General features: G+C 61.7%; 9 protein-coding genes and 1 pseudogene. All 10 read right to left on the bottom strand.

Annotated elements, in window-relative coordinates:
* Positions 1 to 9: 9 nt before the first annotated feature.
* Positions 10 to 393: a glycine cleavage system protein GcvH gene (gene gcvH, locus AAEZ05_RS12565; RefSeq protein WP_350647631.1), complete on the bottom strand. Its 384-nt coding sequence runs from the start codon at positions 391 to 393 to the stop codon at positions 10 to 12.
* A gap of 530 nt (positions 394 to 923) precedes the next feature.
* Positions 924 to 2,432, bottom strand: a complete 1,509-nt coding sequence (gene gcsR / locus AAEZ05_RS12560; protein WP_045058213.1) for a transcriptional regulator GcsR — start codon at positions 2,430 to 2,432, stop codon at positions 924 to 926.
* 184 nt (positions 2,433 to 2,616) lie between these two features.
* Complete coding sequence (locus tag AAEZ05_RS12555; RefSeq protein WP_045058212.1) at positions 2,617 to 2,976, bottom strand: DUF5064 family protein; 360 nt, start codon at positions 2,974 to 2,976, stop codon at positions 2,617 to 2,619.
* Positions 2,977 to 3,144: 168 nt separating this feature from the next.
* Positions 3,145 to 3,900 (bottom strand): methyl-accepting chemotaxis protein, encoded by a 756-nt coding sequence (locus AAEZ05_RS30745; protein WP_442963619.1) that lies wholly within the window; start codon positions 3,898 to 3,900, stop codon positions 3,145 to 3,147.
* A 102-nt stretch (positions 3,901 to 4,002) separates the two neighbouring features.
* Positions 4,003 to 5,010 (bottom strand): annotated as a pseudogene (locus AAEZ05_RS30740) (methyl-accepting chemotaxis protein); the annotation flags it as partial.
* 523 nt (positions 5,011 to 5,533) lie between these two features.
* Positions 5,534 to 5,923 (bottom strand): YbaN family protein, encoded by a 390-nt coding sequence (locus tag AAEZ05_RS12545; protein ID WP_045058281.1) that lies wholly within the window; start codon positions 5,921 to 5,923, stop codon positions 5,534 to 5,536.
* A gap of 191 nt (positions 5,924 to 6,114) precedes the next feature.
* On the bottom strand, positions 6,115 to 6,717 hold the full coding sequence (locus AAEZ05_RS12540) for a biliverdin-producing heme oxygenase (RefSeq protein ID WP_350647629.1): 603 nt from the start codon (positions 6,715 to 6,717) through the stop codon (positions 6,115 to 6,117).
* Positions 6,718 to 6,832: 115 nt separating this feature from the next.
* On the bottom strand, positions 6,833 to 9,397 hold the full coding sequence (locus AAEZ05_RS12535) for a TonB-dependent receptor (RefSeq protein WP_350647627.1): 2,565 nt from the start codon (positions 9,395 to 9,397) through the stop codon (positions 6,833 to 6,835).
* A gap of 122 nt (positions 9,398 to 9,519) precedes the next feature.
* A complete protein-coding gene (locus AAEZ05_RS12530) occupies positions 9,520 to 10,485 on the bottom strand; it encodes a FecR family protein (RefSeq protein ID WP_350647625.1) in 966 nt (321 codons plus the stop codon).
* Positions 10,486 to 10,567: 82 nt separating this feature from the next.
* A complete protein-coding gene (locus AAEZ05_RS12525) occupies positions 10,568 to 11,086 on the bottom strand; it encodes an RNA polymerase sigma factor (RefSeq protein ID WP_045057895.1) in 519 nt (172 codons plus the stop codon).
* Positions 11,087 to 11,296 lie beyond the last annotated feature (210 nt).

Below are 11,296 nucleotides of genomic sequence, written 5' to 3'. Positions count from 1 at the left end.
CGGCGCTCCTCAGGCTTCGGCGTTGGCTTTGATCAGACGGTCGTAAGCGTCCTGATCCAGCAGTTTGGCGACGGCAGAGGCGTCGGTTGGCTGAAAGCGGAAGAACCAGCCTTCACCCATTGGATCTTCGTTGACCAGTTCCGGGCTGCTGTCGAGCGCCGGGTTGACTTGCAGCACTTCACCGTCCAGGGGCATGTACACGCCGCTGGCCGCTTTTACCGACTCCACGGTGGACGCTTCCGCGCCCTTTTCGTAGGACTGCAGCTCTGGCAGTTGTACGAAAACCACGTCGCCCAGGGCGTTCTGCGCGAAGGCGGTGATGCCGACTGTGACGCTGCCGTCAGCTTCGGTGCGCAGCCATTCGTGATCTTCAGTAAAACGCAACTCGCTCATGGAAACTCCTAAGGGGGCCAGACTCGTCTGGTGGACGCGATTGAATGCTTGGGGCGTTAGCCCTGATTTATGCAGGGGTAATAAGCAAAATCGCGGCCAATGTTTTAAAAGCCATATAAAACAATGAGTTGTGTGATTTTAGGACAGAGGGGGATGATTTTTGTGTAGCGAAATCGCTACAGCTTGGGGCGTGGAAAAAAGCCTATCTGGATCAAAGCCTTGCACACTGGTCGCTGGGGAGGGGTGTAGCGATATCGTTCCGCTGTAGCGCTTTCAGTACGGCTGGAGGTCGTTTCCAAGCAGGTTAGAAGCCTTCCGATTGGAATTCGTCCCGCAGGAGCTGCCGAAGGCTGCGATCTTGTCGCAGGCAACACAGTATCAACGTCAAGAGATCGCAGCCTTCGGCAGCTCCTACGGGATGGGGCCAGGCGTGGGCATTCTGTGACGGCTAGTGCCCGTGGGAACGCCGTACTTGCGCAGCCTTCGGCAGCTCCTACAGGATGGGGCCAGGCGTGAGCATTCTGTGACGGCTACTGCCTGGTGGGGATGCCGTACTTGCGCAGCCGATGCGCGATCGCCGTGTGGGAGGTCTGCAGGCGGCTGGCGAGCTGCCGGGTCGAGGGGTAACTGACGTAGAGTTTTTCCAGCAGGGTTTTCTCGAACTCGTCCATGGCCTGCTCCAGGCTGTCGACTTCGGTGTCGCTCTGGCGCGCCACCGAGGTGCCGGCGATGTCGAGGTCGCCGATGTCCACCAGGCTGCTTTCGCAAATGGCAGCGGCGCGGAAAATCACGTTCTGCAACTGCCGTACGTTGCCTGGCCAGCGGTTGCCCAGCAGCGCCGGATAAGTCCCGGGCGCCAGGCGACACACCGGGCGCTGGATCTGTGCACAGGCCTGCTGCATGAAGTAACGGGCCAGCAGGAGGATGTCCTGGCCCCGCTCACGCAGCGGCGGGACTTCGACATTCAGGACATTCAGGCGGTAGAAGAGGTCTTCGCGGAACGAGCCTTCGCTGACCATTTTTTCCAGGTCGCGGTGGGTTGCGCTGAGGATTCGCACGTTGACCTTCACTTCGCGGTCACCACCGACTCGCCGAAAGCTGCCGTCATTCAAAAAGCGCAACAGTTTCGCCTGCAGGTAGGGAGACATCTCGCCGATCTCGTCGAGAAACACCGTACCCTGGTTGGCCAGTTCCATCAGTCCCGGTTTACCGCCTCGTTGCGCTCCGGTGAATGCCCCGGGGGCGTAGCCGAACAGTTCGCTTTCGGCGAGGTTCTCCGGCAATGCCGCGCAGTTCAGCGCCAGGAAAGGTGAACTGTACCGGGCGCTGATGGCGTGGCAGGCGCGCGCTACCAGTTCCTTGCCGGTGCCCGTTTCGCCCTGGATCAGCAGGGGCGCATCCAGGGCCGCCACGCGCTGGGCACGGGCCTTGAGGGTGCGGATGGCGGGAGATTCGCCAAGCAGCGCATCAAAGCCTTCGGCATGGTCGTGGTGCAGCGCTGACAGGCGCTCGCCGATGCGGTTGGGTTGATACAGGGTCAGCAACGCACCGGCGTCGGTAATGGGGGTGGCGTCGAGCAGCAGGGTCTGGCCGTTGACGGTGATCTCGCGCAGCGGCAGGCGAAAGCCGTGCTCCAGCAACGCGTCGAGCAGCGCCGGGTCGGCAAACAGCTCCGCCACGCTTTCCCCGGCCGGTTCGCGACCATACAGGGCAATCAGTGCCGGGTTGGCCAGCAATACATTGCCCGCACTGTCGAGCGCCAGCACCGGGTCGGTCATGGCTGCCAGCAAGGCATCGAGCTGCAGGTGCCGGCGCTGGCCAGGCAGGATGTCCACCACCGTCACGGCCTGCACGCCGCGCACGCTGAACAGCGCATCGCGCAGCTCTTCGAGTACTTCCGGGCTCAAGGTCGGAGCGTCGATGTAGACGTTGGGCGGCACCATTTCCACCGCATCCAGGTTGAGATTGCGCCCACCGAGCAACGCCAGAACTTCCTGGGTGATGCCGACTCGGTCGATGAAGCTGACGTGAATGCGCATGGGGCGATGGGGTTCTGGCGTGCGGAGGGTGGCAAGTATGCCTTGGGCAGGGCTGCAGGTGAAATCCTGGACTGATATCGCGGCCCTTCAGAAGCAAAGGTTGCCTGGTGTGCCATGGTCTGTGGGAGCAAAGCTTGCTCCCGCAGGACTCCCTTACAGCTTTACACCTACAGGGCTGTGCCGGTTACTCGAGGTGTTCGGGTTTGACCGGGTCGCCGGATTTGACGTCGAGCTGTGCCCGGACGTCTTCAAACATCAGGTCGTACGCCTTGTGCACCGTGCCGATGCCGGCGTCCTTGGGCAGGCCATGCTTCTGCGCCAGGCGAGTGGCATGGCGGGCGAAATCGAATGCCTGGTCCTTGGGCAGGAAAAACTCCTCCTGCAGTTCCTTGCCCTGCACCGAGCCATGCATCTTGAACAGCATGCCTTCGCCTTCCTTGGGGTCCTGGGTCACTTCATAGTCGATGCTCAGCGCGTAGCTGTAGTCATCCTTGTTCAGCGCCGTGCGCTCGATATGCAGGTGACCGGGCTCGAACGTAGCCATTGGCATCTCTCCGTATCAGTTGGTAATGCCAGGTGTCGCCGCGCAGACGGGAGCGCCGGCAGGGGCCTGGATAATCGTTTCGCTGTCCGAGAGTGGACCGAACAGCGCGATATTTCCAGTAAAGCGACCTCGTTCGAGTATTTCCAGGCTCACGCCCACAGGGGCCTGTCAGACGCGGAACTGATCCATCAGCTTCATCTGATGGGTCGTCAGCGAATTGAGGTGGCTGCTGATCTGTGCCGATTCGGTCGCTTGCCCGGTCAGGGTCTCGGTGACGGTGCGGATGGCCGAGACGTTGCGGTTGACCTCTTCGGCCACGGCGCTTTGCTGCTCGGCGGCGCTGGCGATTTGCAGGTTCATGTCGCTGATCACGGTGACCGCATCGCTGATCTTGCTCAAGGCCTGGACCGCTTGCTGAATCTGGCCAGCGTTGCTGTGGGCCTGGGTCTGGCTCGAGTGCATGGTGGCAACCACGCCGCGGGTGCCGGTCTGAATACGTTCGATCACGCTGCGAATTTCTTCCACCGAGTCCTGGGTACGTTTGGCCAGGTTGCGCACTTCATCCGCCACCACCGCAAAACCACGGCCACTCTCGCCGGCGCGTGCGGCTTCGATGGCGGCGTTGAGGGCCAGCAGGTTGGTTTGTTCGGCGATGCTGCGGATCACTTCCAGCACTGAACCGATCTGCTCGCTGTTGACCGCCAACGCTTCGACTTCGGTGACCGCCTTGCTGACTTCATCGGCCAGTTGATTGATGTCGCGGGTGCTGCGCTCAATGATCTGCATGCCATCGCGGGCCGATTGGTCGGCGCCTTTGGCAGCGTTGGCCGCATTGGAGGCACTGTTGGCGACGTCATGGGCGGTGGCGCTCATTTCATTGGACGCAGTGGCAACCTGATCGATCTCGCGGAACTGCACCTGCATGCCTTCGCTGGTCTGGCGGGCAATTTCCGAGGACTGGTCGGCCGTGCCGCGCGCATCGGTAATGCTCTGTTTGATCTGCGCGATGGTCGGCTGCAGCTTGTCGAGGAAGCGGTTGAACCAGCTGACCAACTCGCCCAGCTCGTCTTTCTTGCTGTACTGCAGACGCTGGGTGAGGTCGCCGTCGCCGCTGGCAATCGCCTTGAGCATCTGGGCAACGCTGTTGATCGGCCGGGTCACGCCCGAGGCGGTGAGCCACATCAGCAACAGGCCGACCAGGCCAGCCGCCACCGCCACCAGCACGGCTTTGATGGTGCCGCTTTGCTGGGCCTCATCGAGTACCGCTTGCAGCTTCACCGAATCGGCCAGCAAGACGTTTTTCGGCAGGTCGATCACCACGCCCCAGGCCTTGGAATCAGTAATCGGGCTGACCGGATACACGGCGCGAATCAGCTCGCCCTGCTCGAGGATTTTCGGCGTGCCAGCGCTGAGCAGCTGCAGCACTTCCTTGCCATCGCTGCCCAAGGTGTCGGCGATGCTTTTGCCGACCTTGCTGGCGTCAACGCTGTAACCTGCGAGCACGCCACTGCCGGAGACGATCAGCATGTGCCCGGCGCTGTTGAACAGGTCACGCTGGGATTCGACAGCGGCCGCTTGCAGGGCATCGAGGGCGATATCCACACCGACCACGCCGATGGTTTTGCCATCCACCAGCAGCGGCACGGAAATGGTGGTCATCAGCATTTCCTTGCCGTTGACGGTATCGGCATACGGGTCCAGCAGGCAGGTGCGCTTGCTGTCGCGAGGGCAGGTGTACCAGCTGTTATAGGGCGTGCCGTTGATGTTGAGGGTGGTCTTGGTCATGTCGTCTTCGACCATGATCGTGTTGACCCCGGCACCACCGGCACGGCTCCAGTAACTGGCAAATCGCCCGGCCTCGTTGGACTGGCGCGCCGCGTCGTTGGCGAATTCGCTGTCCTTGCCGTCCAGGCCGTTGGGTTCGAATGCCAGCCAGATCCCCAGCACTTTGCTGTTGCGCTCGAAGGCGGTTCGCAGGCTCTGGTTCAATTCCTCACGCACAGTCCCCGCTTCCAGCGACCGCTTGGCCGCCATGCTGCGCAGGTCCTGGATCTGATCCGCCAAAGCCGTGACCACCGTCAGGCTCTCGCCGAAGGTCTTCTGCACCCGCACGGCTTGCTCTGCGGCTTTGGCTTGCAGCAGATTCTGCACGCTGTCGGTGAGCATTTTGCTGCTGGAGGCGCTTACCAGTTCGTCGTTCTGGTTGGTCTGGTAGATATTCATGCCCACGATCAGGGCAAGCACGCCCAGCAGGCAAAGGCCGGACAGCAGCACGATTTTCAGGCGGATGGAGAGAGAGTCGAACATAAGGCGAACTCGCGAATGGATGAGGTGTTGGCTGTGGGTCGAGACCGACCCGGTTCGCCAAGTCCATTCAGCGCCATGGGAGAGGCATCGGCGTCGGGAAGGTTTGCATGAGTAAAAGCCGATGAACGGTCAGCGCAAGCGTTTGCGAGGGTTCATTGGGTGTCGGGAAGCTCGCTCCCACATTGAACCGGGTCACTGTGGCAAATACCTGTGGGAGCCAGCCGGCTGGCGATGGGCACGACTCGGTCTTTCAGGAAGAGTGCGCCAGGGACTCGGGCCTCGACCAGATCCACAGGTTGCCCAGGCTCATCCCGGCGATGGCCAGGTAGATCGGCCAGCCATGATCGAGCATCACCAGCATCAGCCCGGCGCACAGCAACATGCTGGCCGTGGCGCTGACTTTGGCGCGACGGGTGATGATCTTGCCGTTGCGCCAGTTGTGGAGCATCGGGCCGAACAGGCGGTGGTTCTCCAGCCAGGCGCTAAGGCGTGGGGAGCTGCGGGTAGCGGCCCAGGCGGCGAGCAGGATGAACTCGGTGGTTGGCAGGCCAGGCACCACAATAGCGACCAGGCCTATGCCCAGGCTGACGTAGGCCAGCAGGCCGAAAAGAAAACGTATGAGTCTGGAAGATGAGGGCATGGGCTCAAGGTAACGCATGTGGGGCTTGATCGGAGGAGCCAGGGTGCGGTCCTTTTGGGAGGAGCCGGGGCGCGGTCCTGTGGGAGCAAGGCTTGCCCGCGTTAGCGATGCCGCGGTCCAACCTGTCAATCGCGGCGCCTCAATCGCGGGCAAGCCTTGCTCCCACAGACCAGCAAGCCAGCTCTAACCTGTCAGGCAAATTCCGGGGTATAGGCCTGTTCCAGCAGCACGGTGAAGCGGTTAAAGGCATCGATCGCACCTTTATCCAGTTCAGCTTCTTGCTGTGCACTCAACTGCAGTCCATCCAGGGTCTTCACGAAGCGCTTCCAGCCCTCAGCACGACCACCGGCGGGTTCAGCGAGGTGGCGCGCGCCAAAAGTCTCGCTCAGCCCCAGGCCCACCGCGCGCTTGATCAGGAATGCCGCGCCCAGCTTCGAGCCTTCGGACACAAACAGCCAGCCCAGGGCCTCGGCCTGGGTTGGAGCGTTCACCGCGCCTGCCACGGGTGCCGGTACCTCGGTGTCGAGGTCTGCCAGGTCAGCCCTGGCCGCTTCCGCCCGGCAGCGCGCCGGCAGGTCGGGGACGATGGCGGTCAGTTCGGCGTCGTTGTACAGCGCCACCAGTTCCGACTGGAACAGGTACTGCGCGACGACGAAGCGGGCGAAGTTGGCCTGGGTTTCGAAAGGCGCGTGGGCTTTGACCAGTGCATCGAGTTTGGTGTGTGGTTCGTGGGTGATCTGGTTCAAGCGTTGTGAACGCAGAGCGCGGCGTTGAGCAGTGTCCTGGGTGGTCATGACAAATCCTTGAGAGAAAATGGTGCTTGGTAACGAGACGAACGAACAGGCGCCGGACAGTAAAAAAACCTCGTTGCGCGGGGGGAGAGGCCGCCGCGCAATGAGGCACGCAGGATCAGATATCCCACACCAGATTGACCGAGAAGTTGCGCCCCGGCTGGGTCAGGCGGTCGAGGTTGGCAGGCTGGGTCACGGAGGCTTCGCCCACGCTGTCGTAGCCGCGGACGTCATCCCACTGCCAGTACTTCTTGTTGGTCAGGTTGTACAGGCCGGCGTTGACGGTCACATCGTCGGTCACCTTGTAGAAACCGGCGAGGTCGAGCACGCCATAACCCGGGGTCTTGAACTGGGTGCTGGTGCCATCAGGCGTATTGAAGTTGGTGCTGTCGACCCGGTCCTTGCGTTTGACCAGGGTCCAGCTGAGCAGTGCGCCGTATTTGTCCTGGTCATAACCGAGGCCGAATACGCCGGTCAGCGGGTTGATGCTGTTCAGCGGTTCGCCGCTGTCATCGTTGCGACCGTACAGGTAAGACAACGAACCCTGGGTGTAGAGGCCATCGGGCGCGCCGAATGTGTCCAGGTTCAGGCGACCCTTGAGCTCCACACCCTTGATGGTGGCATGCTTGATGTTGTTGCTCTGGAAGGTGAGTTCGTCGTAACCCGGGGTAATGGCGTTCTCGTTGATGAAGTCGCGGTACTTGTTATGGAACACCGCGACGTCGAAGTTGCCGGCTTCAAACTGGCCACGCAGGCCGGTTTCGTAGCTCTTGCTCTTTTCCGGTTCGAGGTTGGGGTTGGGCGCGACCTGATAACCGCCGGAGGTATTTTCGAAGCGGCCGTACAGGGCCTTGGCACTTGGTGTGCGGAAGCCTTCGGCGTACTGGCCGTACCAGGTGTAGTGGTCGTTGAACTGGTAAGTGGTGCCAAACTTCGGCGACAGGCGATGCCAGGTCTTGGTGCTGTCATTCACCTCGCCATTGCCGCTCTGATCGGCGGTGGCCAGGAATCGCTCGGTCAGCTGCGGCTTGAGCTGGGTGTGGTCGTAGCGCAGGCCGGGTACGAAGGTCCAGTTGTTCCAGCTGATCTGATCCTGGGCAAACAGGCTGTAGGTGTTGATGGTCGGGTCCGGGAAATCGCTGGCCGGTGTCAGGGTGTCGGCGGCGCTCGGCGCTCCGATCACCCGGCAGGCGCCGGCCACGCTCAGACAGGTGCCGTCACCGGTGCGCAGGCCGGTGACCTTGTCCTGCTTGAGGGTGGTGCCGTAGGTGACGAGGTGATCGGTTGCGGCGACGGCAAATGCCTTGTCGGCCTGGGCATCGAACACCCACTGGCGATCCTTGTAGGTGGTGTTGCGATTACGCAGCACGGTGCGCGACGGCGCGTAGATTTCCTGGGTGCTCTGATCGGTCTTGGCGATCTGGTAGTTCAGGGTCCACTTGATGTTGTCCGCCAGCGCGCTGTCGAGGCCGAAGCGGTGCTCAAGGCCAAAGCGCTCGCGAGTAATGGTTTCGTTGCCACTGCGCGCTTTATAAAAACCAAAACCGCGCCCCGCGTTGAACGGTCCGCCCACCGCACTCAGCTGGTTGGTGTCACGGTCGTCCTTATAGTGCTCGTAAGTCAGGCCGAATCGCCCGTCCTCGGCATAGTCCCAGCCCAGCTTGGCGAGGATGTTGGTAGTACGCACGTCTTCCGGGTTGGCTTCGGTGCGATTGAGCCCGGTGCCGCCGGTCTCGCCATAGGACTCGGTTTCATGCCCGTTGCGCTGGCTCAGGTGCAGCAAGCCATCAAAGTCGCCAGCGCGCCCGGCGACGGTGCCGGAGGTCAGCCAGCTCTCGTCGGCCGAGCTGTAGCCGGTCTTCAGGCGAGCGCCGACATCCTGGCCGGGTTTGATGATGTCGTCCGGGTCGAGGGTGTAGTAGCTGACTGCGCCACCGATGGCGTTGCTGCCATACAGCACCGAGGCCGGGCCGCGGAGGATCTCCACGCGCTTGACGATTTCCGGGTCGACGTAGTTGCGATTGGTCTGGGCGTAGGGGCCGTTAAAGAAACCGTCGGGCACTTGTACACCGTCGACCTGGGTCAGCACCCGGTCGCCATCGATGCCGCGGATGTTGTAGCCGGTGATGCCGGAGCGCTGTCCTGTGCCACCTACGGATACGCCTGGCTCGTAGCGCACCAGGTCCTTGATGGAGTTGATGTTGTTGCGGTCGAGTTCTTCACGGGTGTGCACCGTGACCGTGCTCGGTACGCTGCTCACGTCCTGTTCCTGGCGGGTCGCGCTGATGGTCACCTGCTGCAGGTTCAGCGCGCCGGTGTTGTTGCGCAACGCCAGGACGATGTTGTTGTTGCCCAGTTTGCGATAGCTCAGGTTGGTCCCCACCAACAGGCGATCGAGGGCGGTTTCCGGCCGCAGGGAGCCGCGCACGCCGGGCGAGGCCACCCCCTGCGCCAGCTCGGCGGAAAACCCGACCTGCCAGCCCGTCACAGCGGTAAACGCATTCAGCGCCGACACCAGGGATTGCTGGGGAATGGCGAAAGCGTAGTCACCGATGTTGCGGGTCTGTTGGCCGTCTGCGGTGGCGGCCAGCAATTGCGCGCTGCCGGCCATCAGAATGGCGGCGGTCAGCAGCGACAGCACGCGCGAAGGGGTAGAGGACTGGCGGGTAAGGCGAGAGGACATCGATAGCGCTCCGTGTCGCACGAATCTTTATAGGTGCTGATTGGCATTTGTGGATGCGAATCAATTGCATTGGCTATAACGAGACGAACGAGCTGCAGCTATCGAGTAAAAATAATTCTTATTTAGTTCAAAATCACCAGCGCCGGGAATTCCCTGAGTTGCGCCGAGGTGATGTGGGCCAGCGAGCGCACCACGTCCAGCGGCTGGTCGAGGCGATAATTGCCGGTCACGTTGATGTCCGCCAATTGCTCGTTGTTGTTGATGATCCAGCCAGGGTAATAGCGACGCAGTTCCGCCAGCACCTGGCTCATCGGGCAATTCTCGAACACCAGGCGGCCCTGGACCCATGCCAGTTCGGTGGCGGCGTCGAGTTTGGTCGGGCGGTCAAAACCGTTGGGGCCGATGCGAATACTTTCCCCGGCCGACAGGCGCACCCTTGCATCGTCGCGCGTGGCGCGCAGGTCGACATCCCCGCGCTGCACCTGAACCTGCGCCACGCCGTCCAGATAACGCACGGCAAAGGCGGTATCGCGCACGCTGGCCTTCACCGGGCCGGCATCGATTTCCAGCGCCTGGCCACGATTGCCCGCCACTTCAAAAAACGCTTCACCCTGATACAGGCGGGCAATGCGCTGCTGATCATTGATGGTGCTGGAAAACGCCGAGTTGGTATTGAGCAGGACTTTTGAACCGTCCTCCAGTTGCAGGCGCTGGCGTTCCCCGACGACGGTCAGGTGATCGGCCTGCAGGCGTATGGGCAGATTGCTGAAGCTGAACAGGCCGAGGATCAGCACGGCGGCGGTTGCCAGGGGTTTCCAGTGCGGACGCAGGCGCGACAGCACCGTTACCTTTGGCGGCCGGGCCGCCAGTGTCTGCGCGCTCAGCATCACTTGCGGGCCATCCCATATCGCCTGCGCCTCGGCAAACGCCTGGGCATTCAACGGGTCGGCGGCGAGCCAGGCCTGAAATGCCTGAGACTGGTCCTCGCTCGGACTGCCCAGCACGATGAGCCAGTCCAGGGCCTGGTCCATCGCGTTGGCGCGGTCCTGCGCCGGGGAGGGCGGAGGCGAGCGGCGGGTGTGCGTCACGGGTTTTCCTCGGCAGTGTCTGTGCACTGCTGTTTTTTTAGTGGAGCGTGAAAAGACGCAAGGGTAGCAAAGCCTCGCGAACTCAGTCGCCGTTCAGGCGTTCGGCGACCCCGATGCAGATCGCCATGATCAGCTTCAGTTCCTTTTGCACGGTGCTCATCGAGACGTCCAGTTGCTCGGCAATTTCCAGGTAACTGTGGCCATGCAGGCGACTGAGGATGAAGATCTGCTGTTGGCGTGAGCTGAGTTGATTGAGACTCACGTTCAGGCGCTCCAGCAATTGTTCGGCATGGGCGGCATCCTCGGCGCTGCTGACCGGCGCTGCGACACTTTCGACCACCTCCGGTGGCACGTCATCGACCAGGGTGCGCGACTGGACGCGCCGCGCGCGCAGGTGGTCAAGCGCGAGGTTGCGGGCAGTCTGGAACACGAAGGGTTCAAGGTGATCGATGGCCCGTTCACTGAGCGCACGCGTCACTCGCAGGTAGGTTTCCTGCAAGAGGTCTTCGGCGGTGCTGTGATTGTTGACCATCCGCTCCAGCGTGCGCAGCAGGGAAATCCGCTGGGCGATGAAGACATGATTGAAGCGCGATTGACTCACGGGAGGACCTGATCCATTTCGAGCTAATGATAATGCTTATCATCTACTGTCATGGTCAAGCGCTTAATCGTGAAAATCTGCGTAGGAGCTGCCGCAGGCTGCGATCTTTTGATTTTGCTGTCAAAAGATCGCAGCCTGCGGCCGCTCCAACCGGGAATGGTGGTTGGTTTTCGGTTTTTTTGTGGTTTAAAAACACCACGCCCGTTAACA

The sequence above is a fragment of the Pseudomonas sp. HY13-MNA-CIBAN-0226 genome (assembly GCF_040310305.1).
Taxonomy (GTDB): domain Bacteria; phylum Pseudomonadota; class Gammaproteobacteria; order Pseudomonadales; family Pseudomonadaceae; genus Aquipseudomonas; species Aquipseudomonas gregormendelii.
The sequence above is the reverse complement of the archived record's forward strand: the minus strand, read 5'-3'. Positions and strand labels throughout refer to the sequence as shown.

Coding starts and splice junctions, on each gene's coding strand:
- gcvH (WP_350647631.1), bottom strand. CDS start 393: ATGAGCGAGTTGCGTTTTACTGAAGATCACGAATGGCTGCGCACCGAA.
- gcsR (WP_045058213.1), bottom strand. CDS start 2,432: ATGCGCATTCACGTCAGCTTCATCGACCGAGTCGGCATCACCCAGGAA.
- AAEZ05_RS12555 (WP_045058212.1), bottom strand. CDS start 2,976: ATGGCTACGTTCGAGCCCGGTCACCTGCATATCGAGCGCACGGCGCTG.
- AAEZ05_RS30745 (WP_442963619.1), bottom strand. CDS start 3,900: ATGCAGGTGCAGTTCCGCGAGATCGATCAGGTTGCCACTGCGTCCAAT.
- AAEZ05_RS12545 (WP_045058281.1), bottom strand. CDS start 5,923: ATGCCCTCATCTTCCAGACTCATACGTTTTCTTTTCGGCCTGCTGGCC.
- AAEZ05_RS12540 (WP_350647629.1), bottom strand. CDS start 6,717: ATGACCACCCAGGACACTGCTCAACGCCGCGCTCTGCGTTCACAACGC.
- AAEZ05_RS12535 (WP_350647627.1), bottom strand. CDS start 9,397: ATGTCCTCTCGCCTTACCCGCCAGTCCTCTACCCCTTCGCGCGTGCTG.